26 protein-coding genes are annotated in these 23,677 nt (G+C 55.0%); 20 read left to right on the forward strand and 6 right to left on the reverse strand.

Annotated features, from left to right (window positions below; all coding sequences use genetic code 11):
* Positions 1–23 precede the first annotated feature (23 nt).
* Positions 24–686: a tRNA (guanosine(46)-N7)-methyltransferase TrmB gene (trmB, locus tag G7064_RS01790; RefSeq protein WP_166072195.1), complete on the forward strand. Its 663-nt coding sequence runs from the start codon at positions 24–26 to the stop codon at positions 684–686.
* A gap of 9 nt (positions 687–695) precedes the next feature.
* Positions 696–1,547 carry a maleylpyruvate isomerase N-terminal domain-containing protein gene (locus G7064_RS01795; RefSeq protein WP_166072196.1) on the forward strand — a complete coding sequence of 284 codons (852 nt, stop codon included), beginning with the start codon at positions 696–698 and terminating at the stop codon, positions 1,545–1,547.
* Between the two features lie 12 nt (positions 1,548–1,559).
* Here G7064_RS01795 and G7064_RS01800 read toward each other — a convergent pair whose 3' ends face one another.
* The gene (locus G7064_RS01800) at positions 1,560–2,177 is read right to left on the reverse strand and encodes a hypothetical protein (RefSeq protein ID WP_166072197.1); all 618 of its coding nucleotides are present in this window, start codon (positions 2,175–2,177) and stop codon (positions 1,560–1,562) included.
* Positions 2,178–2,369: 192 nt separating this feature from the next.
* On the opposite strand from G7064_RS01800, the gene mnmA reads away from it, so the two are divergent.
* The 10 genes from mnmA to G7064_RS01845 all read left to right on the forward strand — a co-directional run bounded on the left by mnmA (position 2,370) and on the right by G7064_RS01845 (position 12,136).
* On the forward strand, positions 2,370–3,542 hold the full coding sequence (mnmA, locus tag G7064_RS01805) for a tRNA 2-thiouridine(34) synthase MnmA (RefSeq protein WP_166072198.1): 1,173 nt from the start codon (positions 2,370–2,372) through the stop codon (positions 3,540–3,542).
* Positions 3,543–3,593: 51 nt separating this feature from the next.
* Positions 3,594–4,316, forward strand: coding sequence for a hypothetical protein (locus G7064_RS01810; RefSeq protein WP_166072199.1), 723 nt, complete (start codon positions 3,594–3,596; stop codon positions 4,314–4,316).
* A 346-nt stretch (positions 4,317–4,662) separates the two neighbouring features.
* A complete protein-coding gene (locus G7064_RS01815) occupies positions 4,663–6,309 on the forward strand; it encodes a S8 family serine peptidase (protein ID WP_166072200.1) in 1,647 nt (548 codons plus the stop codon).
* A 139-nt stretch (positions 6,310–6,448) separates the two neighbouring features.
* Positions 6,449–6,760 carry a hypothetical protein gene (locus G7064_RS01820; RefSeq protein WP_084447429.1) on the forward strand — a complete coding sequence of 104 codons (312 nt, stop codon included), beginning with the start codon at positions 6,449–6,451 and terminating at the stop codon, positions 6,758–6,760.
* Positions 6,761–7,119: 359 nt separating this feature from the next.
* Positions 7,120–7,533, forward strand: a complete 414-nt coding sequence (locus tag G7064_RS01825; protein ID WP_240935659.1) for an antitoxin Xre/MbcA/ParS toxin-binding domain-containing protein — start codon at positions 7,120–7,122, stop codon at positions 7,531–7,533.
* Between the two features lie 12 nt (positions 7,534–7,545).
* On the forward strand, positions 7,546–8,007 hold the full coding sequence (locus tag G7064_RS01830; RefSeq protein WP_166072201.1) for an RES family NAD+ phosphorylase: 462 nt from the start codon (positions 7,546–7,548) through the stop codon (positions 8,005–8,007).
* A 78-nt stretch (positions 8,008–8,085) separates the two neighbouring features.
* On the forward strand, positions 8,086–8,805 hold the full coding sequence (rpe, locus tag G7064_RS01835) for a ribulose-phosphate 3-epimerase (RefSeq protein ID WP_166072202.1): 720 nt from the start codon (positions 8,086–8,088) through the stop codon (positions 8,803–8,805).
* Positions 8,805–9,176: a carboxypeptidase regulatory-like domain-containing protein gene (locus G7064_RS22095; protein WP_240935660.1), complete on the forward strand. Its 372-nt coding sequence runs from the start codon at positions 8,805–8,807 to the stop codon at positions 9,174–9,176. The genes rpe and G7064_RS22095 overlap by 1 nt, the downstream gene beginning before the upstream one ends.
* 2 nt (positions 9,177–9,178) lie before the next feature.
* On the forward strand, positions 9,179–11,311 hold the full coding sequence (locus tag G7064_RS01840; RefSeq protein ID WP_240935661.1) for a TonB-dependent receptor plug domain-containing protein: 2,133 nt from the start codon (positions 9,179–9,181) through the stop codon (positions 11,309–11,311).
* 174 nt (positions 11,312–11,485) lie between these two features.
* Positions 11,486–12,136 carry a toxin-antitoxin system YwqK family antitoxin gene (locus G7064_RS01845; RefSeq protein WP_166072203.1) on the forward strand — a complete coding sequence of 217 codons (651 nt, stop codon included), beginning with the start codon at positions 11,486–11,488 and terminating at the stop codon, positions 12,134–12,136.
* Positions 12,137–12,202: 66 nt separating this feature from the next.
* Here the strand turns inward: G7064_RS01845 and G7064_RS01850 are convergent, their stop codons facing one another.
* The 5 genes from G7064_RS01850 to G7064_RS01870 form a co-directional block, all read right to left on the reverse strand.
* Positions 12,203–13,186: a hypothetical protein gene (locus tag G7064_RS01850; protein ID WP_166072204.1), complete on the reverse strand. Its 984-nt coding sequence runs from the start codon at positions 13,184–13,186 to the stop codon at positions 12,203–12,205.
* A 134-nt stretch (positions 13,187–13,320) separates the two neighbouring features.
* Complete coding sequence (locus G7064_RS01855; protein ID WP_166072205.1) at positions 13,321–13,923, reverse strand: helix-turn-helix domain-containing protein; 603 nt, start codon at positions 13,921–13,923, stop codon at positions 13,321–13,323.
* 133 nt (positions 13,924–14,056) lie between these two features.
* Entirely contained in the window at positions 14,057–14,848 is a 792-nt protein-coding gene (locus tag G7064_RS01860) for a sterol desaturase family protein (protein WP_166072206.1), read from the reverse strand.
* 143 nt (positions 14,849–14,991) lie between these two features.
* On the reverse strand, positions 14,992–15,570 hold the full coding sequence (locus G7064_RS01865) for a Crp/Fnr family transcriptional regulator (protein ID WP_166072207.1): 579 nt from the start codon (positions 15,568–15,570) through the stop codon (positions 14,992–14,994).
* Positions 15,571–15,702: 132 nt separating this feature from the next.
* The gene (locus G7064_RS01870; RefSeq protein WP_166072208.1) at positions 15,703–16,617 is read right to left on the reverse strand and encodes a DUF2911 domain-containing protein; all 915 of its coding nucleotides are present in this window, start codon (positions 16,615–16,617) and stop codon (positions 15,703–15,705) included.
* Positions 16,618–17,124: 507 nt separating this feature from the next.
* On the opposite strand from G7064_RS01870, the gene hisG reads away from it, so the two are divergent.
* The 8 genes from hisG (at position 17,125) to hisH (ending at position 23,615) form a co-directional block, all read left to right on the forward strand.
* Entirely contained in the window at positions 17,125–17,976 is an 852-nt protein-coding gene (gene hisG / locus G7064_RS01875) for an ATP phosphoribosyltransferase (protein WP_166072209.1), read from the forward strand.
* Between the two features lie 13 nt (positions 17,977–17,989).
* Positions 17,990–19,285: a histidinol dehydrogenase gene (gene hisD / locus G7064_RS01880; protein WP_166072210.1), complete on the forward strand. Its 1,296-nt coding sequence runs from the start codon at positions 17,990–17,992 to the stop codon at positions 19,283–19,285.
* A gap of 181 nt (positions 19,286–19,466) precedes the next feature.
* The gene (locus G7064_RS01885) at positions 19,467–20,261 is read left to right on the forward strand and encodes an aminotransferase class I/II-fold pyridoxal phosphate-dependent enzyme (RefSeq protein WP_317172801.1); all 795 of its coding nucleotides are present in this window, start codon (positions 19,467–19,469) and stop codon (positions 20,259–20,261) included.
* Positions 20,204–20,479: an aminotransferase class I/II-fold pyridoxal phosphate-dependent enzyme gene (locus tag G7064_RS22895; RefSeq protein WP_317172802.1), complete on the forward strand. Its 276-nt coding sequence runs from the start codon at positions 20,204–20,206 to the stop codon at positions 20,477–20,479. The genes G7064_RS01885 and G7064_RS22895 overlap by 58 nt, the downstream gene beginning before the upstream one ends.
* Before the next feature lie 8 nt (positions 20,480–20,487).
* Entirely contained in the window at positions 20,488–20,937 is a 450-nt protein-coding gene (locus G7064_RS01890) for an AAA family ATPase (protein WP_166072211.1), read from the forward strand.
* Positions 20,927–21,691: a tRNA(His) guanylyltransferase Thg1 family protein gene (locus G7064_RS01895; protein ID WP_166072212.1), complete on the forward strand. Its 765-nt coding sequence runs from the start codon at positions 20,927–20,929 to the stop codon at positions 21,689–21,691. The genes G7064_RS01890 and G7064_RS01895 overlap by 11 nt, the downstream gene beginning before the upstream one ends.
* A 70-nt stretch (positions 21,692–21,761) precedes the next feature.
* Positions 21,762–22,862 (forward strand): bifunctional histidinol-phosphatase/imidazoleglycerol-phosphate dehydratase HisB, encoded by a 1,101-nt coding sequence (hisB, locus tag G7064_RS01900; protein ID WP_166072213.1) that lies wholly within the window; start codon positions 21,762–21,764, stop codon positions 22,860–22,862.
* A gap of 165 nt (positions 22,863–23,027) precedes the next feature.
* Positions 23,028–23,615 (forward strand): imidazole glycerol phosphate synthase subunit HisH, encoded by a 588-nt coding sequence (hisH, locus tag G7064_RS01905; RefSeq protein ID WP_166072214.1) that lies wholly within the window; start codon positions 23,028–23,030, stop codon positions 23,613–23,615.
* The last annotated feature ends 62 nt before the right edge of the window (positions 23,616–23,677 follow it).

Here is a 23,677-nt window from a genome sequence, read left to right on the forward strand (position 1 = left end):
CGATAAATCAATAAGTCAATTAAATGAGTCGAGTGAAACTAGCGCGCTTCGCCCACAACGCGGAGCGGGCCGATATTGTAGAGCCGGGCAAAGCCAACTATGAGCAATTAGGTGGGCGTTGGCACCAAGAGTTCTTTCAGAATGATAATCCGATTACGTTGGAAATGGGTTGCGGTAAGGGTGACTATACTGTCGGCTTAGCAGCCCGCTACCCCGAGCGCAACTTCTTGGGCCTCGACATCAAGGGCGACCGAATCTGGCGGGGAAGCACTCGTGCGGAGGCACTAGGCCTGACTAACGTGGGCTTCCTGCGCACGCGGGCCGAGTCGCTGACTGCCCATTTTGCCCCCCAGGAGCTGGCTGAAATCTGGGTGACCTTCCCCGACCCGCGACCCCGCGACCGGGATATTAAGCGCCGCCTTACGTCGCCACGCTTCCTCAATTTGTATCAAGAAGTATTGCGCGCTGAGGGGCTCGTTCACCTCAAAACGGACGATACGCCGCTCTATGAATACACGCTTGAAACGCTGCAAAATCGCCCCGGTGCCCGCATTTTAGCCCACACCGCCGATATTTACGCTACGCCCGAGCTATTGCCACATGCCGAGGATATTCAAACCCACTACGAGCGTCGCTTCCGCAGTGAGGGCATTGCTATAAAGTACATTCAGTTTACGTTGAGCTAAGCCTATCTCATGTCTGCCGAGCGCCCTGTACCCATCGAAACGTTGCCTTTATTTTCCAACCTGGATGAGAAGCTACTGTCTTTCCTTAGGAGCTTGCAGCCCGCAGAATGGGAACTTCAAACGCTGGCGCCCAAGTGGAAGGTGATGGATGTGGCTTTGCACTTAATGGCCGGCAACCTACAAACGCTATCTATGCTGCGCGATGGGTATTTTGGGGTGACGCCCGCTGATCCAACCAGCTATGAGGGCATCGTACAGTTCCTGAACGAGCTGAATGCGGACTGGATAAAAGCCACCCGGCGGCTAAGTCCACGCATTGTGATGGAAATGCTGGACTCGACGGGGCGAGAGTACACAGCTTTCTTGCATACCCTTGATCCTTGGCAGACGGCGGGCTTTTCCGTGGGGTGGGCTGGGGAGCAAACGTCGCTCAACTGGTTTCACATTGCCCGCGACTACACCGAAAAGTGGCACCACCAGCAGCAAATACGACAGGCAGTAGGGCGGGGTGAAGACGAATTACTAACGCCAACATTATATCAGCCCTTTCTGGCGACTTGCATGAGGGCCCTACCTCACCACTACCGCCACGTATCGGCTGAGCCTAGACAAACGCTGCAATTCACGGTCACTGGCGAAGGTGGTGGCACCTGGTTTCTAAGGTATAGCAGCGCCGGGCAGTGGGAATTACAAGAAAGCGCGGCCAGCCCTAGTGTGGCAGTTGTTATTATTGATGGGGCCGTGGCCTGGCGCTTATTTACCAAGAGTTTGCCGCGCACGCAGGCCGAAGCCCACGTACAGCTAACCGGCGACAAACACTTGGGTGAGCAGGTGTTTAACCTAATAACGATAATGGGCTAGAATCGCTCCACTTTATTCCTCTTCTAGCGCCTCAAACACGGCCTCCAACTCGTCGAAATCGCGTAGGCCCGGCTTTATTTCGTTGCCACCTTGCAAGATGAGGCCGGCTGGTTGGATAGCGCTCAACAAGTTGCCTACATTCTCGGCGGTAATGGCGCCACTCAGCCACAGAGGGAAATGCGTAGCCGCCTCGGCCAAAGCTTCCTGCCGGGCCTCGGGTAAGTCATCCATATCTAACGAGGCAGCAACTCCTAAGCCGGCGGGAAAAATTGGGCTGTAGTGGAGCAGCATTTCGTTTCTCAAACTATTGGAAGTAATGAGAAACAGGGGCGCGTGCAGCAGCGCCGGCACCGAAAGTGGCGCTTCCGGGCGCTGATGCAGCAATACTCTCTGTAAACCGCACTCCTCTACCAGCCGGTTGATTTCGGATACGGGCATTTCGTCAAATTCCCCAATTAATTCCACGCCGGCTACCCAACCGGCCAGCTCTTTCACGGTAGCAGCATCAACCGCGCCGGGCAGGGCCGGATCGAGGGTAAAAATGAGGCCGTCGGCGCCCATGCCGGCGCAATAGCGGGCGTCGGAGAGGTTGTTGATGCCGCGCACTAGCACGGAGGTAACCAGAGCCATAAGTAGAAGTATTGAAAGCAGGCGGGAAGGCCAGTTCGTAATTGGCGAAGCGCGAAAGTAAGGAATCTGGGCTATTGCAATGCGCGGCATGTACTTTGTACGGCTTAAAGCGGCGGCACTGAACTGTGGGCAGGCGTCGGCTGTTATCTTTGCCATCGCGGCCGGAGCCTTGACCTCACGGGCGCTTCTTTTATGACTGAAAACACACTTTCAACGTCGTCCGCTCGCGGGCGCGTTCTCGTCGCCATGAGCGGCGGCATCGACTCATCCGTAGCAGCCGTGCTTTTGCACGAACAGGGCTACGAAGTGGTGGGCATGACCATGAAAACCTGGGATTATGCCTCGGCGGGCGGCTCCAAAAAAGAAACCGGCTGCTGCTCCCTCGACTCCATCAACGACGCCCGCCAAATTGCCGTTGAACTCGGTTTTCCTCATTATATCATTGATATCCGGGATGAGTTTGGGGACTTTGTCATCAACAACTTCACCGACGAATACCTGGCCGGCCGCACGCCAAATCCGTGCGTGCTCTGCAACACCCACATCAAATGGGATGCACTCTTGCGCCGCGCTGATCAGCTGGGTTGCCAGTTCATTGCTACGGGTCACTATGCCAATATTCGCCAAGAAAACGGTCGCTACGTGGTGAGCAAAGGCTTAGACGAAAATAAAGACCAGTCATATGCCCTCTGGGGGGTATCGCAGGAAAACTTAGCGCGGACAATGTTTCCGCTGGGTGGCATGCGCAAAACTGAGATTTATGACGAAGCTCGTCGGCGCGGGTTTACTGAACTGGTCAACAAGCCGGAGAGCTACGAAATCTGCTTTATCCCTGACAATGACTACCGCGGCTTTTTGAAGCGGCGGGTGGAAGGGCTGGAGGCGCGCGTGGCTGGGGGGCAATTTGTGCTGCGCGACGGCACTGTCGTTGGTACGCATGAGGGCTATCCTTTCTATACGATTGGACAGCGCAAAGGACTCGGTATTGCCCTGGGTTTCCCGGCCTACGTGACCGAAATTCGACCCGATTCGAACCAAGTCGTACTTGGCAACTTCGATGATTTAGCTAGCACCACGACCGTGGTCGGCAAGCTTAATATGGGTAAGTATGCTTCGCTGGAGGGGATGGGTTTGGTGCCCTCTACCACGAAGATTCGCTATAACCACGACGGGGCCGCCGCGTTCCTCGAACAGATCGGTGACAAAGTGTATGCTTATTTTGAGGAGCCTGTTCACGCTGTTACGCCCGGTCAGGCCGCCGTTTTTTACGAAGGCAATGACGTGCTGGGTGGCGGCTGGATTGAGCGCCACGTGATATCTGATCCTACTTCTCAAGCTGCGGCGCTTGCCGGTTCAGCCCTGTAATTCTGCTTCTGCATGAGCTATTTCTATCGTCTGCGCTTCGCTAAATTATTCATGAGCCGCCTTGCACTTGTGGCTGGTTTGCTGGCGGTAGGAGTAGCGGGGGCCTGCACCCGCGAAACGGAGCCCGGACCGGATATGGGTCTGGAGTATTATCCGGTGGAGGTTGGAGCGTACCGTGTGTATGCCGTGGTCGATTCCATTTATCAGAATAACACGGGCACGGCTACCCGTTTTCAGTTTCGGGAGCGAGTAGACGAAACGTTCATCGATGCCGCGGGCGACTCCGTTTACCGGGTGGTGCGGTCGCGTCGCACCACTCCCGCCCAGGCCTGGCGCGACGATAGCGTATTCATCATCAAGACAACTCCGAACACGCTGCTGCTTACCCGTAGCAATCGCCGTACGGTAGAACTCGTGTTTCCGGTGCGTGCTGGCCGTAAATGGAATTCCAATGCCTTTAACTCCGGCGATACTATTACGGCTGAGAAGCGGGGCTATGACCGGGTAGGAGAGCCTTTCGAGCTAACCGCAGCCACTCAGCCCCAGCGCTACGAGCAGACGATTACAACCGCTGACACGACCGCCTACGATTTGTTTAACCTCAATATTCAACGCCAGGTGTACGCTCGGGAAGTGGGACCCATCCATCGGTGGCGGCGTCGCTACCAATATGGCTGTCCGCCCGGCTCGCCTGCTGATTGCTCTTTGGTACCTGGCTACCGCTTGGCAGGTAGCTCCCGAGTCGAGACGCTAATTGAGGCTGGAAAACTGTAGTCATTCGCAGGGTGATAACCTTTAAGAGCAGCGCCCAACAATGGTAGATTTTTATAACTACCATTGTTGGGCGCTGTTATATACGTTATGCTGCTGGGGGGCTTTTTGCCGAGCCCGCTGATGCAACGACCTTCCCCGTATCCGTGTTATTATTCTACTATTTCCGGTTAGCCTCGTAGTGCATTAATTCATTGTAGAGCATATGCTGTACGTGGCCTGGGGAGCTTTTTTCTGTGAATCAGCAGTTGTGTTTTTTCCTTTTTGATTCTTTTACTCGTCTTACTTAATGCGAATTTCTCTGCTTGTCTTATTCTGGATGGGGCTCAGTAGCCACCTAAGTAGTGCTATGGCCCAATCGAGCCCAGGCAGTCCGCCGCAGGCGACGGCCGTGGTGGGCAGGCATTTGATATTCTTTCGCGACAAAGCTAATTCTCCGTTTAGCATAACGCAGCCTCAGGCGTATTTGTCGGCCCGCGCCATCACCCGCCGGACACGCCAGAATATCGCCATCCAGCCCCGCGACTTGCCCGTTAATCCGGCCTATGTAGCCCAAATAAAGGCGGTTTCGGGCGTGCAAGTGTGGTACACCTCACGGTGGTTCAATGCCGCCGTGGTGGTCTGCGACTCTGCTACACTGGCTACCCTCCGCAAACTGCCTTCCGTAAAGGGCACGCAAACCCTGATTCGGGCGCAGGCGGCGCCTGCCTCACCTATTCCTACAAATCCACCGGCCACTCTACCGCCCGCCACGACTACGGCACCGGGCCGGCCTACCTACGGCCCTGCGTATGGGCAAGCCCAAATGCTAGGGGCCGTGGCTATGCACGACGCTGGCTTTCGGGGGGAGGGAATCCAGATTGCCGTGTTCGATGGGGGCTTTTCGGGTGTAGACCGCCTACCGGCTTTTGCGCCGTTATTCGCGGAAAAGCGCCTACTGAGTACCTACAACTTTGTGGAACACGATAAGGCCGTTTACGGCCGTAACGAGCATGGTACTCAGTGTTTATCAACGATGGCAGCCAACCAGCCTGGTCTTTTTGTGGGCACTGCTCCTAAGGCCAGCTACCATTTGCTGGTTACGGAAGACGTGAAGTCGGAGCACCCGATTGAGGAAGCCAACTGGCTACTGGCCGCCGAGTACGCCGATTCGGTGGGCGTGGATATTATCAGTTCTTCCCTTGGCTATAATGACTTCGATCAGCCCTCGCCCGACTACGCCTACGCCGATTTGAACGGCCGGACAGCGCTCTCGTCGCGGGCGGCTACGGTAGCGGCCCGCGTAGGTATCTTGGTGGTAAATAGCGCTGGCAACGAAGGCAGCAGCCCATGGCGCTATGTGAATGCCCCGGCCGATGCTGACTCCATCCTAACTGTGGGCGCCGTCGATTCGGTGTTGTTGCAGCGGGCTGTGTTTAGCTCCGTCGGGCCCACGGCCGATGGGCGTATCAAGCCTGCGCTTGCAGCGCAGGGGCGGGCTTCGGCTGTGATGACGGCCGCGGGTACAGTAGTCAACGGTAACGGCACTTCCTATGCGTGTCCTACGCTGGCGGGCTTGGTTGCTGGCTTCTGGCAGGCAAATCCTAAGCTGACAGCACAGCAGGTAATTGCCACCTTGCAGCGCTCCGGCTCCCAGGCAACTCAACCCGATAATGAGTTGGGGTACGGCATCCCTGATTTTGGCCGGGCGCAAACGCTCGCGGCGGGTACGCTCCTCCCCGTGGCCGCGCCAGCGCCTGCTCGCGGACAGCTAGCCCTTTACCCCAACCCAACCCGTGATGACGCTTTGTTCTTGCAGCTCACGCCCGAGTTTCAAAATGTAGCACTGCGCGTACGCATCATCGACGCTCGCGGCCGGGTTGTTATGGAGCAAAAAGTGCCCGCTACTTCAGCTCAACAGGTAGAATTGAGGCCCGGCGTTTTAGCTAAAGGTGCCTATACGTGCTCTGTAAGCGCTGGTCGCGTCCGCCGTTCGGTGCGCTTTATTAAGGAATAATATTTCAAAAAAGCCCCCCCAGGTAGCAGGCATACTGTGTCTGGGGGCTTTTTTATGCACTTCTATTTCCAATAAAAACCCTTATCCTTAACCAACTATTCCGCTCTCACCCTTTAATGTATTTGCTGTGCTTCAACTCATGATTACTAAGCGCATCGGGCGCCGGCAGTTTCACTTCACCGTGCAGGGAGGCAACTTCCACGACGTGGTGTCGGAGTACGACCGCCTGAGCTTTGCCGATGTGCCCGCCTGTGGCCTCTGCGGCTCCGATAACCTCGATCTTACCTCGCGCGTGGCGCAGGATAAATTCAAATATACGTCCGTCAAATGCCTCGATTGCCGGGGCGACGTGACCTTCGGAAAAACCCAAAAAGATGATCAAACGGTATTCCTACGCCGCCGCGAGAATGGTGAATTGGACTGGCAGCCGTGGAAGAAAGGGGAGAAGTAAGGTTGATAAAGTTTAGTTTGAACGTAGCTCGAAGCATTTGCTTCGAGCTACGTTTTTTTAAGCACTATCTTAATAAGGCGGTCATGCCGAGCGCAGCGAAGCATCTCGCGTGCTGATGGATGATTACTAATTCAACGACTGCACGCGAGATGCTTCGCTGCGCTCGGCATGACCGTCATGATGCTTTTGTTTCCACTATCGTAGCGAAACGGCAATCCAGAGGACATGCTACAGAACAAAAAGAAAACTTTCCGAGTTTAAGGGAAAATATTCCTAACTTTGGAATGACACCTAGAACCACTTCGATTATGAGCAGCATAGCAACAACTCGCAAAGCAAGCGGACTCGCCAGTCTTCCCATGGCTGGGTCGGAGCTGACGGCGCTTAAGAAAGTGGTAAAGGATTCCTTTTCTTTAGTAATGGCGGCGCGGCAGGGCGTTTCGGCCGCTACGGCTATTGCGGTGGCCGGCTTACTTCATCTGCATCCCGAGCAACTTGCTGATATTCTCAACATCACCACCAAAACCTTGCGTACCTACCGCCAAGAGCAGAAAAACCTGAACCCCGCCCATAGCGAGCAGACCCTGAAGCTGCTCGCTCTGCATCTGCGCGGGCAGCAGGTTTTTGGCGAAGCGGATGCCTTTGTCCGGTGGCTCGAAAAGCCCTCCTACGGCCTCGATGAGCAAGTGCCACTCACATTGCTTGAAACCAGCGGCGGCATTGATCTGGTGCTGGAAGAGTTGGATCGGATTGCCTACGGCGACTTGGCTTAAACGAGCAGTAGGGTGGAAGTATACCGTATTTGCTTGGCGGAGTACGCCCAGGATTTATATGCCTCAGGCAACCGCGGGCGCTGGAATTCCAAAGGACATTTCGTGATTTATACGGCCAGTAGCCGGGCGCTGGCGTGCTTGGAAAACGTAGTGCACCGAGGCGGGGAGGGATTAAGTCAGCGATTCAAGGTACTCGTTGTGCAGATTCCAGACGACTTGGCCGTAGAGACCATTACGCTGAAACAATTACCCCCCAACTGGCACAAAACCCGCAACTATTCCCTCTGTCAGCCCTTGGGCGACGCGTGGTATGAACGCAAAACGGCACCTGTGCTGCGGGTGCCGTCTTCCATTATTGCCAGCGAGTTCAACTACATTCTGCACGCCCGCCACCCCGACTTTGCCCGGATCCGCATTAGCAGTCGGGAAGAGTTTGCTTTCGACCCACGGATCAAAGCGGAAAATCAGGAGTAAAGAGAAGTTGGCGGAAAAAGCGAAATCAGCTGAGCTTCGCCTCATCCAAGCTCGCGCCCAAACGCTTACCTTCGCGGTATGACTTCTACCCGCCGCCTAGCCCCATTACTGGCTCCTTCGCTGCTCGCCGCCGATTTTGCCAACCTGCAATTTGAAATCGAGCGCCTTGCTGGTAGCGCCGCCGACTGGCTGCACTGCGATATTATGGATGGTCGGTTTGTGCCGAATATCTCTTTTGGAATACCAGTATTGCAAGCCATTGGCCGCCATGCCAAGCAGCCGCTCGATGTGCATTTGATGATCGAGGAGCCCCAAAATTATCTGGCCGCCGTGCGCGACGCGGGTGCAACTAACATCACGGTGCATTATGAGGCTTGCCCACACTTGCATCGCGTCATCCAGCAAATCAAAGCACTAGGCTGCAGGGCGGGCGTGGCCCTCAATCCGCATACGCCGGTGTGGTTGCTAGAGGATATTGCCGCCGATCTGGATTTGGTATGCGTGATGTCAGTGAATCCCGGCTTTGGTGGGCAGGCGTTTATTCCAAATACCCTGCGCAAAGTAGCCGCACTGAAAGAGTTGCTGGTGGATAGTGGCTCTTCGGCTCTGATTGAGATTGATGGCGGCGTGAGCCGCGACAACGCCGCCGCTTTGGTAGAAGCCGGCGCCGATGTGCTGGTGGCTGGCAACTTCGTGTTTGGCTCGCCTGATCCCGTAGCTACGCTGGCTGACCTGCGTGCGCACTTGAGCGAAAGCGAGCTGCTGGAGGATGAATCGGAGGAGAGCCTAAACGCCTAATGCATTTGCTTACTCGCCTGCGAAACAAGCTTTTTTCCCTACTGCTGACCTTACTGCTAGTACTGGTCGGGACGGGGGTGATGGCCCAACAAACTGCCAACCGCATCCTAGTCAGCGGTACCGTCCGCGACGCGGATGGGCAACCCCTAGAGCTTGTGGATATAGGCGTTGAAGGGCAACCCGACGGCACTACTACCGATACTGGGGGGCAATTTTCGCTGCGCGTAACGCCGCCCGGGCCCGGCGCACCAGCTCTTGTGCTCGTGGCGCGTCGTCTGGGCTACAAGGTGTTGCGCACGCCCCTCGATTTAACCAAAAATGCCCCCAGCGGCTCACGCTCACTACCGATGCCCGCGCTCTGGGCAACGTAACCGTGCGCGGCCGCGGCGAAAGCGCGGATACGCGTGAGCAAGTCAGCCTAACACGCATTAACCCGCGGGCGGCCAAGGAATTGCCTTCGGCCTTCGGTGATTTCAATAAGATACTCACCACGCTACCCGGTGTGGTGGCTAATAATGAACTGACCAGCACCTACTCGGTGCGAGGCGGTAACTACGAGGAAAACCTCGTGTACGTGAACGGCATTGAGGTGTACCGGCCGTTTCTGGTGACTGCCGCGCAGCAGGAAGGCTTGAGCTTTATCAACCCTGATTTGGTAAGCCAGGTAGCGTTTTCGACGGGTGGTTGGCAGCCAAAGTTTGGCGATAAACTCTCGTCAGTGTTGGATGTGGAGTACAAAACGCCCGCGCGCTTTGGAGCCTCGGCCACGGCTAGCTTGGTGGGCGGCACGGCCCACGTGGAGGCCACGTCGCCTAACAAGCGGGTGAGCTACCTGGCTGGTATTCGCTACAAAAATGCTCAGTACGTGCTCCGTTCGCTGCGGCAGGCGCAAGGTGGCTACAATCCGACTTTCTACGACGGTCAGCTCTATATCAACGCGGCACTGGGGGGCAAATCGGAGCCAAACCGAACGACTTTAGGTTTGCTGACTTCCTTTGCCCACAACGATTACCGCTTCACGCCCGAAACCGGCCAGAGTACCTTCAGCACCGCTACCAACCAGTTTACGCGGCTTTTTATTGCCTACGATGGCCGCGAGCGAATGCAGTACGACACCTACCAAGGTGGCCTAAATCTGCGCCACGAGTTTAGCCCTAAGTTTACGGGGGAGGTGCTGGCTGGGGGGCTAATTTCGCGGGAGCTGGAGTTTCGGGACGTGGAAGCTAGCTACCGTTTCGCCGATATCAACGTTGACCCAAACTCGCCCGATTTTAATCGTCCCGTCCGTATCCGCGACCTAGGCTCGCGCTACGACCATTCGCGCAATACCCTGAGCGCCCGCCTCGCTACGCTCGAAGCCCGCGGCACTTGGTCACCGACTAGTCGCCACACGGTACGCTGGGGGGCAAAAGCTGGCCGCGAGCACATTGAGGATACGCTGAATGAGTACGGGTTTGTCGATTCGGCGGGCTTTGTGCCCGATGCCCGCTTCACTCGCCTGCGCACCGATCTGACGCTTGAGAGTGAGCGGTACCAAGGCTACGCCCAACATACAATCACCTTCGACTCGTTGCGCACGCTTACTTATGGGGTGCGCGCGCACTACTGGAGCGTAAACCGCCAACTGGTCTTTAGTCCCCGGGTGCAGTATTCGTTTGTAACCCGCCGCAACCCAGATCTGGCGTTCAAAGTGGCAGCGGGCGTGTATTACCAGCCGCCGTTTTATCGGGAGCTGCGCAACCAGCAAGCCATTCTGAACCCGGAACTGCGGGCCCAGCGCTCTTTGCATTTCATCGCTGGGCAGGATCTGAAGTTTGAGCAGTGGGGTCGGCCTTTCCGCTTCACCGGCGAAGTCTATTTCAAATACCTCACCGACGTCGTACCCTACGACCTCGACAATGTGCGCCTACGCTACTTTGCCCGCAACAATGCCACTGCCTACGCCGCCGGCCTCGATGCCCGCGTAGCTGGCGAGTTCGTGCCCGGCACCGAGTCGTGGTTTAGCCTGGGCGTGCTCACCACCCGCGAAAACCTCGACGACGACTTCATAACTCTGCGCGACGAAGATGGCACCGAGATCGGCCGGGAAGAGAAGGGCTATATCCGCCGCCCCACCGATCAACGCCTCAACCTGGGCATTTTCTTCCAGGATCATCTGCCTAACAATCCCTCGGTGAAAGGCTACGTGAACTTTGTGTTTGGCTCGGGCCTGCCCTTCAGTCCGCCCAACCTACCTGAGGAGCGCGGTACTACCAAGCTCAGTCGCTCCTACAAGCGCGTCGATTTAGGCGTTTCCAAAGTGCTTACCCTGCGCAATAACACCAATACTCCACGCCGCGTAGGTCAGCTGGAAAGCCTGTGGCTGGGCCTGGAGATTTTGAACGTGCTGGCCGCCAACAATGTGGGTGGCTACAGCTACCTCCAGGATGTGAACGGCGACACCTACTCCGTTCCCAATTACCTGTCCCAGCGCTTGGTGAATCTGCGCGTAATAGCGCGGTTTTAGGAAAAAGATCTCTGTAGCACTGATTATATGAGTCCGCTTCCATTCCTTCCGTTATTACTGGTAGGCTTGATATTCATGAGCGCGTGCGAGCGGAACTCGGAGTATCGAAAATACCATAGTAACGGAGCATTAGAAATGAAAATACCGTTACGTAATGGGGCGCAACACGGAGTTATGGAGAACTATTATCCTAGTGGTGCGCTAAAGTCTACGGTCGAGTGGGAAAATGATCATCAGCATGGCGTGGCTAAATCATATTATGAAACGGGGCAACTAGAGGAAATAAGTCACTGGCGCAATGATTCATTGGCAGGGCCTTACATGTTCTTCTACCCTAACGGTAAGCTCAACGAACTAGGCCAATATGAGCATAATGTTAGTGTGGGCGACCTGTTCATATTTGATAATAAAGGCAAGGCTGTGCAAAAGCAGATATACGATGCTCAAGGTCGATTAATTTATGTTGCCGAGTACGACAAACGCGGCCGGCTGCAGGATGGCATTATTCTTCCTGTATTTACCGACAAAGCCGATACTATCACGCTAGGGCAGACCTTTGAGACTGTAGTTAGTTTAGGATTTACTTTATCCGGTGATATATCAATGATTGTGGGCAGGATGAATAATAGGACAGGCGAAATATTAGACACTGCTCAGGTGCTTACCCCTAATTCGAAAGGGCGTTTTATTATTCAGGTAAAGCCTGATAAAACGGGAGAAGCCAATGTATATTATAAGCTTCAGCACCGCCCAATGGATAGCAATGACACCTTATGCGTGAATAATCAGTTTGGCAATCATAGATATTACGTGCGCCCGAAATAAGTTGAGCCCACGCTGCCTAATTGCCGACGTTCATAAATCAATCTTACTTTCGCCTTTTTTCTACTTCTAATTTGTTTGTAGGATTCCAAAATGGCCACCTTTCACGTCCATGACGACAGTGTGATGCTCAAACGGAGCATTGCCTAGCATGCCGCCCATCCCGCTAACTCGCATCATCAGGTTCTGTACAAAGCTGGTGCCCTCGATATTAGTGACCGTTCCGAGGGCTACCTGTTGATCACCAAAGCCAAGCTGAGCAGCCGTAGGGGCAGTATGCGCGGTGAGGGACTTGCCCCAGGAGTTAACCGTCGTCGTTTGAACAAGAGCCTTCGGCTGGGCCAACTTATCCCATATCGTCCGGCTGGTTAGTAGGGCGAAGGCGCTGCTGCCAGAGTCGAAAAGCAACTGCTGGGCCTTCCCCTCTACCTGCGGCGTCAGCAACACCCGGCGACTCTCGAAGGTGAGTGGCACCGCTACCATGCGCTGTTTCAGGCTGTCGGGCACGGCGGTTGCGAGGGTAATTTGCTGCTGTGGATAGTTAATGATAAGCACCCGGCCGTCCATAAAATCGGTGCCTAGGGTACCAATAATAAAATGCTCGTTGCTACTCGCCTCCGGTAGCTGCTTCGCGCCAAGGGGGAGCACTTTCACCGTGCGGGCCAGCACTTGCCCGTTGCCCAGGCTGCACCGGAAGTTTTTCAGCGTATCGCCCCCGGCTGAAAAAGCTAGGCGCATAGTGGGGTATTGTTGCTGCAGCGCCGCCAGCGGATTGGCATACAGCACGGAATAAGGGGCACCCGTATCAAACTGCAAATAGCAGGGGCGGGAGCAGCCTGGCACCTGCACTGGTACCAGGAGCCCGGCATGGGCCACGGGGCCGCTGCCCGTATCTTCCGCGTGCCAGACGAAGGGGAGTGTAGCGGGCAGGCCCGTTATCAGCAACTGATTCTGGGGTGCCCGAAACAGCTGACGAGCATAAAAATACCCGCCTATTCCGCCCACGATGAGCAGGACTGCAATGCTAAGTACAATTTTGTGGGAGGTCTTCATAAGACACTAGACAAGGGTGATTGACTGAGTCGAAAGTACTTCCACTGCTGCCTTGAAGCGTGCGTCATTTCTGCGCCATTTCCCCGCCATTAATCGTAAAGCATTTAAGGTCAATAGATTGTAATAAACTGTTTTTACAGCCGAACTGGGTAGATATCGAGATGCCCTTGACGGAGCCGAAAAGCATAGTAGCAAATAGCCCCGACGTTCACCGCGTAGGTGGTAAACAGGATGCTGAGTAAACTAACAGGCAACGTTGATTTAGCAGAAATGCCCCCCACCAAGTGCACGGCCACTGCTAGAAGGTAGAGGCAGACGCTGCCCACTTGCCAAAGAATCTGAAAGCCCACAACGCGGCGCCCGACCTCTCCCACGTCTTGCACGGTGCGTTTGCGGGCCCGCCACAGCACCACCGGGAATAGGATATTAAGGAGCGGAAACAGCAGAAAGCTTAAAGCGCTCAGGTTGAGTATCTGTAAAAACTGAGGATCGGAGCGCAACTCGGGCGGCGAGGAAGCCGGCGCCTGACCCTGAGTCGGTACAGGCGCCGGTTGAAAATCCTCAATTGCTACTTCCAGGGCCGTGGCCAGGGCCAGCAGGGTATGACCGCGGGGAATAGTTTCGCCCCGCTCTACCCGTTGAATTGTACGCAGACTTATACCTGAACGCTCTGCTAACACCTCCTGGGAAAAGCCTTTCTCTTTGCGAATGGCTACAATATGACTAGAGGAAAACATGAAGCGTAGAGACGTGAAATCGAAGAGTGCGCAAGTATACACGATTCGGTTGAGTCAACTCTTGAAGCAATTGCGGCAGCGATTCTACGCGAAAGGTTGGTTGAAGCGGATTGCCCCGGTAGCTGAGTTCGCTCTACGCATTTTCTTCCTTATGCACATCCCGAAATCCGAGCATAGGCAGGAGCTGCTCTTCCTTCTCAGCGTCGAAGCCGCAGGTGGCGCGGAACTCGCGAGGGTTGCGGTAAGTACCGAAGAGCATATCCCACCACACAATGTCGCCGTAGTTGTGGGCGTGTTTTTGGTACTCGTGGTGAATGCGGTGCATTTCGGGACGCTGAAAAATGTAGCCGATCCACTGCGGAGTGCGCACGTTGGTATGGTAGAAAAATTCGCCTAGCGCCGTGCACAGCGTATAAATGCCCCCCGCCGCCGGCGATAAGCCCAGCAGGGTATAAATCAGGAGGCCGCCGAGCAGCGAGTTGGCCGTCATTTCCAGCGGGTGCTTATAAAAGGAGGTAATGACTTCCAGGCGCTGCGGACTGTGGTGAATCTGATGAAAATGCTGCCACAAGAAATCGACGGTGTGGCGCCAGCGGTGCCACCAATAAAAGATAAACGTGGCCACGAAGTAAGCCACCATTCCGCCTACCACGGGGCTCACGTGCTCCGACAAGTGAAAGACGGAATAAGCCGAAAACCATTTTTCCCAACTTACGCCCGCCAGCAACACCACCAGCAGCTGTAGAAAGTTGAGAGCCAACACCCGCCGCGTCCAGGTGGGAACGGAGGGCAATTTCCAGCCTGGCACTAGCCGCTCCAGCAAGAAGCAGCCAGCAAACACGAGCAGGATAATAAGTAGGATCGGTGGATTGCTCCAGCTGAAGCTGGGAAACGTGATGCCGCACAGGAAAAGGGGCAGTTGCATGACCTTTGGGATTAAGTGAATAAGTAACCCAAAGGTGGCCGCCTGGCACCACGCTAAAATTGATATAGATCAAGTTCGGCACCTGGCTTTTTACACGGTGTAGAACTGAGACTACGCGGCTCTACACCGTGTGGGGGGCAAATTTAGCGCCGGGCGCGCAGACGACTCAGGGTCTCGGGCGTCAGGCCGAGGTGGGAGGCAATGTGCTTGAGCGGCACGCGCTGGAAAATAGCCGGAAAGTCGGTTAGTAGCTGCTCGTAGCGGGCCGGGGCCGATTGCAGGCGCAAGTTGAGGGTGCGCCGCTCGCTAAGCACGTAGTAATTCTCGGTGAGGCGGCGCCCTATAGCATTGAACTCCGGAAATCGCTGATACAGGTGTTGCAGTTGGGCATAGCTCAACGACCACAGCGTGGCATCTTCCAGCAATTCCACATATTCCAGCGAAGGCGTTTGGGTGAAGAAACTGACGATGGAAATAATAAAGTCGTTCTCTTTCATAAACCAAGACGATACGTCGCGGCCATCTTTCAGATAAAATCCGCGCACTACGCCGCGCTCCACAAAGTACAGGCGATGTGCCACCTGTCCCGGTTGCAGCAGCTGCGTGCCACGCGCCAGGTGCTCTTGTCGCATCAGTTGCTCTAGTTCCTCCCGCAGCTCCGTCGATAGAGGCTGCATGATTTCCAGCAAAGCTAAAAGGGGCGAGGTCGGCAAGTTGGGCATGGGAAGCTGCGGAGTGGCAACGTTAATAGAGTTGAAAAAGGGTTTAAGCCAAACAACTGGCTCAGATGAAACGGACGCTGGGGGGCAAAATCACACGATTTTGCCCCCCAGCGTCCGTTTCATCTGAGCTATTTAGTACGCCTTCGCTTGCCAATCGGTGAGGGCCACGCGCATACTGGGCAGTTGTGATTTGAATGTATCGTCGCTCTTGTCGCCGAGTTTGATGGCCTTACGGGCGTAGACAATGGCAGTGGTATAGTCTTGCTTGGAAGCCAGCAAACGAGCTTTTATCCAGTTATTGGTGTACACATCCTTGAGCCGGATCGACTCATTGATGTAACGCAGGGCCAACTCCCCCTGCAGATTATTCTGCACCAGATAGTCGGCGGCCTGCGCCAAAAGTTGCCAGTTGCTGGGCGCGCTAGCCAGCGTTTGCTGAATGCCCTTGACAACCTGCTCGTGCACGTCCGTTTCGATAGTCATACTCACGGTGCGCTTTTCCCAAGATAAGTTGAGGCGGGCCGTGGTCGGCTTCACTTCCGAAAACCAGTACACCAGCGTCTCGTAGGCGGGGGAAGTTTCGGCGGAAGCCGGCACCCGCAGCAAATCGTCCTTGGCATCGTATTTCTCGCTGCCCCAGTGCGTGGTTACGCGGTTCAGAATCAATTGCCAGTCTTGGTTATCCTGGGGTATTATATAGAAGGAGTACTTTCCAGCTGGCACGGGCTCACCATTTACCTTTACCGGCGCCGAGAACGTGATGAGGGTATTTTCATTGGCGCCCGCCCTCCACACCTGCCCCCACGGCACCAGTTGCCCCCAGATCTGCCGACCCCGAACGCCGGGCGCGTGGTAGTCAACCGATACGTCGGTCAGGCCAATGGTTTGCAATACATATGCGTGCGGACTGGCTTGGGGCAAAGGCAGTTGCGGGGTGTCAGCTGCTGGCTGCTGCGCCATGGCTGGCACACTGGCTAGCCCCAGCAATAGGCAGCAGGCACCACTAGCCAGCAGCCGGGAGAACGAGCGAGGAAGCAAAGACAACATAACAAGCAAGGCAACAGGGTGGAAGAATAGGGCAGAAGCAGGAATCTATTGTTCTTTCCGTAACAATAGTGCCAAAGTACTCGCCACACCTACCATATACGCAATAGCAGCTCGACAGAAAGTTTTTAGGCCAAAAGTTTTCAAACCTCGTATCTGCGTGTACTTTTGCTCCGCAATCTGCCTTTATGCCCTTCGCCTCGCGCCAGTTTTCCTCCCTAAGCCCCACGGCAGCCCTGCAATCAGGGGCCGTTGCTGGCGTAGGCGCGCCGCATCACCGGCATCATTCCTCTTTCTAGAGGAATTATACAAGCATATCGTCCCCGTGGGGTGCGCCGCAGTTGGCCACCCGGTCACCCATTCAAGGTGGCCCTGGTCGTTTTGACCTTTTCTGCCCGATTTTCAACCACGTTGTAGCCATTTCCCGGCTTTCGTGGTTCTGTTCAGAGAAGTACGATTTCGGCCCCGCGTCCAATCCGGCTTTCCCATTCTCCATTTTTATTTGACCCCATGATTCGTCTGGCCATCCAGAAGTCAGGCCGCCTCAGCGAAGATTCTCTCAATCTGATTCGTGAGTGCGGTATTTCCTTCGTCAGCAGCACCTACAAGCTCAAGACCGAAGCCACCAACTTCCCCCTCGAAATCCTGTTTTTGCGCGACGACGACATTCCCGGCTATGTTCAAGACGGCGTGGCCGATCTGGGCATCGTAGGCCAAAATGTGTTGGTGGAAGCTGGCCACCCTGAGTTGGAAGTGGAAGCTTTGGGCTTCAGCAAGTGCCGCCTGTCGTTGGCCATTCCTCGGGGGGCAAATTACAAGTCGGTAGCCGACTTGCAGGGGCTGAACATTGCCACGTCGTATCCCGCGATTCTGGGCCGCTACCTGGCCGGCGAAGGCGTGCAGGCTCAATTGCACACCATAAGCGGTTCCGTAGAAATTGCGCCCAGCATTGGTCTCGCCGATGCCATCTGCGATATCGTTTCCTCGGGCTCCACGCTACTCGGTAATGGTTTGCGCGAGGTAGAAACGGTATTTCGCTCGGAAGCGGTTCTGATTGCTACCCAACATCTGTCGGCTGAAAAGCAGGAGATTTTGGACCAGCTGCGCTTTCGCATGCAGGCCGTGCGTCGGGCGCGCCGCAACAAGTACATTATTCTAAATGCCCCCCAGAGTGCTCTAGAGTCTGTTTTTGCTCTGTTGCCGGGCATTAAGTCACCGACCGTTACACCTTTGGCTGAAGAAGGGTGGGTTTCGGTGCAATCAGTGGTTAATGAGGACGACTTCTGGCACATCACCGGCCAGCTCAAGGCCGTTGGCGCCGAAGGCATTCTGGTACTGCCCATTGAAAAAATGATTTCCTAATCAGCCAAACGTCATGCAACTCATCCGCTATCCTGACATGGCCGAGTGGCCGGCTTTGCAGCAGCGCGCCGCCGCTGGCGAGGCCCGCGAACTGGAAGAACGCGTGCGCCTTATTTTCGAAGATGTGCGCCAGCGCGGCGACGAAGCTCTACGCGAGTATGGCGCTCGATTCGATGGGGCCACGCTCACCGATTTGCGCGTCCGGCCCGAAGAATTGGCCGCGTCGACCGCACAGGTGCCGTTTGCGCTCCAATCCGCTATTCGGCAAGCGCATGCCAATCTGGTCACGTTTCACACCCTTCAGCGTCCGGTTGAAGAGCGCGTTGAAACCATGCCAGGCGTTGAATGCTGGCGTCGGGCAGTGCCCGTGCAGCGGGTGGGCTTATATATTCCCGGCGGTTCGGCACCGCTGTTCAGCACCTTACTGATGCTGGGCGTGCCCGCCCGCTTGGCCGAATGCCCGGAAATTGTGCTGTGCACGCCTCCCGCTCAGGATGGCTCCGTGAACCCCATCATTCTTTTCACGGCCCAGCTTTTAGGAATCACGACAATTATCAAGGCGGGTGGCGCGCAAGCTATCGCGGCTTTATCTGGGGGGACTGAAAGCGTGCCGGGCGTGGACAAAATCTTCGGTCCCGGCAACCGCTACGTCACGGCCGCCAAGCAATTGGCGACCCGCTACGGTGTCGCCATTGATATGCCCGCCGGCCCATCGGAAGTGCTGGTTATCGCCGATTCGTCCGCTAATCCAGCCTTCGTCGCCGCCGATTTGCTTAGCCAGGCCGAGCACGGACCTGATTCCCAGGTGTTGCTGCTCACCACTTCTGACACTGTATTGGCGGCCGTTACGGAGGAAGTGGAACGCCAGCTGGCTACGCTGCCGCGGCGCGAAGTGGCTGCTCTAGCCTTGCAGGAAAGCCGCGCCATTTTGCTGCGTACGCCCGAGGAAATGCTGTATTTCTCCAACCAATACGCGCCCGAGCACTTAATTCTGGCCGTGGAGGGCGCCGAGCAATATAGCGTGGGCGTCACCAGCGCCGGCTCGGTTTTTCTAGGTCATCTCACGCCCGAAGCCGCCGGCGACTATGCCTCAGGCACCAATCATACGCTGCCCACCAACGGCTATGCCCGCAACTACAGCGGCGTTTCGCTCGATTCCTTCCTGAAAAAAATCACCTTTCAGCGCCTCACCACCGAAGGCCTGCGCAACGTGGGCCCCATAGTCGAGACGATGGCCGAGGCCGAAGGACTGCACGCCCACGCCCGCGCGGTTACGCTGCGGTTAGAAAGCTTGGAGGCTTCACAATAAAATAGACCGTCATGCAGAACGCAGTGAAGCATCTCGCTCGCGGTAGTAGGATTACGAAGCCATCGTCGGTACGCGAGATGCTTCACTGCGTTCTGCATGACCGCCTTTCTATAATCATTTATTAGAGTAAAACACGAACATGTTCGATTTAGAAAGCCTTGTTCGCCCCAATATTCGGGCAATGAAACCTTACTCTTCGGCGCGTGATGAGTTTCAGGGCGACGCGCAGGTGATGCTCGACGCCAACGAAAACAGCCTCGGCAGCGCCGGCCCCGCCACCTTCAACCGCTACCCCGATCCGCAGCAGCGCGCCGTGAAAGCGGAGCTTGCCAAAATCAAGAACGTATCAGGGGGGCAAATTTTCCTCGGCAACGGCTCCGACGAAGCCATCGACCTGCTCGTGCGCCTCACCTGCGTTCCGGGTAAGGATAGCATCCTGATTTTGCCCCCCACCTACGGCATGTACGAGGTGGCCGCCAACCTGAATGATGTGGCCATTCAGCGCCTGCCGCTGACCGCCGATTTTCAACTTTCCGATGAAATCGTGGCCGGTATCATTGCTTCCGACGCCAAGCTGGTTTTCGTTTGTTCGCCTAACAACCCGACCGGCAATCTGCTGCACGGTTCTGCTATTGAAGAAATTTTGCGTGGCTTCCGCGGCTTAGTCGTGGTGGATGAAGCCTACGCTGACTTTGCTTCCGCGCCCAGCTGGACCACGCGCCTGGCCGAGTTTCCGAACCTAGTGATTCTGCAAACCTTCTCCAAAGCCTGGGGCCTGGCCGGTCTGCGCCTGGGTATGGCCTTCGCCTCCCCGGAAATTATTGGTTTTCTCAATAAAATCAAGCCTCCTTATAATGTGTCTGAAGCCACGCAGCAACATGCGCTGGCGGCGTTGGCGGCTGGGGGCATTTTGACAATTTGCGCAACGACTTGCTGGTGGGCCGTCAGTGGCTGGCCGAGCGTTTGCCGTCAGTAGAAATTGTAGACGAGGTATTTCCTTCTGATGCTAATTTCCTGCTGGTGCGCTTCCGGCCCGATGCCACTGCTGTGTACGACTATTTATTGGCGCGCGGCATTGTCGTGCGCAACCGTACCACGCAGCCCGGTTGCGCCGGCACGCTCCGCCTCACCGTAGGCACGCCCGCCGAAAACGAGCAGCTACTGACGGCGCTGCAGGAGTTTGCAAACAGCTAACCCTAACTATGCAGCTCGTTTTGTTCTGCGGCATTCAAGCCACTGGTAAATCCACCTTTTACCAACAGCAGTTTTTTCATTCGCACGTACGCATCAGCATGGACTTATTGCGCACGCGCCACCGTGAGCAGCGTTTGTTGCAGGTATGCTTGCAGACTCAGATGCAATGTGTAATTGATAACACAAATCCTACGCAATCAGAACGAGCCGTTTATATAGCGCCTGCCCGGGCAGCGAACTTCGAAATAGTCGGATACTTTTTCGAATCAAAAGCAACCGATGCAGTTATCCGCAATCTACTGCGTCCTACGGAACGCCAAATACCCGAACGGGGAATTCGTGGTACCCGAAGCCGACTTGAAATTCCAGCCCGTGCCGAAGGCTTCGACCAGCTGTACTACGTGCGCACTTTAGGAGATTACAAATTTGAAATAAGCGAATGGCAAGATGAAATTTAATGATCTGGATGCACGCTTACGTGTTTATGAAACTGCCCATGACCATTGTGCTCTGCCGGGGCTTTATCTGGTAGCGCGTCTTGACGGGCGCGGCTTTACCCGCCTGACCAAAGAAGTGTATCCATTTGAGGCGCCATTCGATGAGCGAATGCGCGACTATATGATTGCAACTACCCAGCATTTGCTGGAGTGTGGTTTTCGGATGTTGTATGGTTACACGCAGAGCGACGAAATTTCTCTGCTATTGCATCCTAACGAGGATTCATTTGGTCGAAAACTGCGCAAGTATACCTCAGTGCTTGCCGGTGAAGCATCAGCAAAGTTTTCGTTGCTACTAGGATCTGTAGGTGTGTTTGACTGCCGTATTTCTCAATTGCCTCACCAGCAAAATGTGCTGGACTATTTTCGGTGGCGTCAGGAAGATGCTAGCCGAAACTCGCTTAACGCACATTGTTATTGGTTGCTGCGTAAGCGTGGGCGTACTGTTTCAGAAGCGACTAGTCAAGTTAAAGGGTTATCTACAGCTGCCAAACACGATTTGCTGTTCGAGCATGGAATCAACTATAATACCTTGCCGTCCTGGCAAAAACGAGGCGTAGGACTCTATTGGGAAGAGTACGTTAAAACGGGATTCAATCGATTAGATCAGCAGAATATAGAAACCACACGCCGTCGCCTCGCAATTATGCAGGAACTGCCTTTGGGTGATGCGTACGATCAGTTCATTAACTCCCTGTTAACCATAAGCAAGTAATCACTGAGTTACTTTTACTCACAACATCACCGCCGATTCCATCCATAAGATCAGCGGCACCTTACATTTTATGAACAAAGTACTCTTCATTGACCGCGATGGCACCATCCTCATCGAGCCACCCACGGATTTTCAGATTGACTCCTTAGAGAAGTTTCAGTTTCTGCCCGGCTCTATCAGCAATCTTGCTCGCATTGCCCGCGAACTGGACTACAAGCTGGTGCTGGTCAGCAACCAGGATGGCCTCGGCACCGCCAGTTTTCCCGAGGAGACATTTTGGCCCGCCCATAATCTCATGCTCGATATTTTGCGGGGAGAAGGAGTGGAGTTTGCCCGCGAACACATCGACCGCAGCTTTCCCCACGAAAATCTTCCCACCCGCAAACCCGGTATCGGTATGCTCAGCCAATACCTGGGCCCGGATAGCGGCTACGACCTCGCCAACTCTTTCGTCATCGGCGACCGTCTCACGGATGTAGAGCTGGCCCAAAATCTGGGTTGTCAATCAATCCTGCTTCGCGAGCAAGCCGACGAGCGCGCCGCCCTTACCACACTGAGCTGGGATGAAATCTATCGCTTCCTCCGACTGCCCGCTCGCACTGCCCTCGTGCAGCGCGACACGAACGAAACCAAAATTCGCGTTGAGCTAAACCTCGATGGGCAGGGGCGACCCAGTATGCACACCGGCCTCGGATTTTTTGACCACATGCTGGACCAGCTCAGCAAGCACTCGGGCGTCGATATGAAAATCGAAGTACAAGGCGACTTGCACATCGACGAGCACCACACCATTGAAGACACGGCGCTAGCCCTCGGTGAAGCCTTCGCCCAAGCACTCGGCGACAAGCGCGGCCTCGCCCGTTACGGTTTTTTACTACCCATGGACGACGCGTTAGCCCAAGCCGCTATAGACTTTTCGGGTCGTCCATGGCTGGTCTGGGACGCCGAGTTTAAACGCGAGAGAGTAGGGGATATGCCCACCGAAATGTTCTTTCACTTCTTCAAAAGCTTCTCCGATGGAGCCCGCTGTAACCTCAATATTCAGTGCGCTGGCGACAACGAACACCATAAAATCGAATCCATATTTAAGGCTGTTGCTAAAGCAATGAAGATGGCTCTGGTTCGTGATGCCTCTAAAATGGAAATCCCAAGTACTAAAGGTGTTCTGTAGCATTACCCATTTGTTTAAACAAATGGGTAATGCCTTTCAATGCGTAGTTGGGTTAATAAAGTGCTCTGTTAGCAAGAATTAAATAAATGTCTGGTTAACGGGCTACAACATATTGTGCGGTAAACCAAATGTGTAAACAAATGGGTATCGTTTGAAAATACTCAAATGGAAATAGCAGTCATTGATTACAAAGGTGGTAATGTGCAGTCGGTGTTGTTTGCGTTAGAGCGCTTAGGATGCCACCCAACCCTTACCGCTGACCCCGAAGTCATCCAGCGGGCCGATAAGATTATATTCCCCGGCGAGGGTGAAGCAGCCTCTGCCATGCGTGAGCTTCGAGCACAAGGACTGGATAAATTACTGCCTAGTCTGACCCAACCATTTTTGGGGGTATGTCTGGGTATGCAATTGCTTGGAACGCATAGCGAGGAGAACGACGCTACCTTACTTGGTATATTACCCTTCGAGGTCAAGCGCTTTCCCACGCTGCCCGAGTATAAAGTCCCGCACATGGGCTGGAACACATTGCAGCGACTCCAGTCCCCGCTCTTTGCCGGCCTGGGCGCGGAGGACTACGTATACTTCGTGCATAGCTACTACGCGCCAGTTGGTGACTATACTATAGCCGAGGCAGAGTATCCCACGCCTTTTAGTGCGGCCGTGCAGCACAAGAACTTCTACGCGGTCCAGTTTCACACCGAAAAAAGCGGTCCGGTTGGCACGCGTATTCTGGAAAACTTCCTGCAACTCTAACCTTCAAGTAAGCCTCAGGTCGAACTGCTGGCCTAGCTAGCCGCAGTTGTGCGACCCGAATG

It is taken from the genome of Hymenobacter sp. HDW8 (genome assembly GCF_011305775.1).
GTDB lineage: Bacteria > Bacteroidota > Bacteroidia > Cytophagales > Hymenobacteraceae > Hymenobacter > Hymenobacter radiodurans.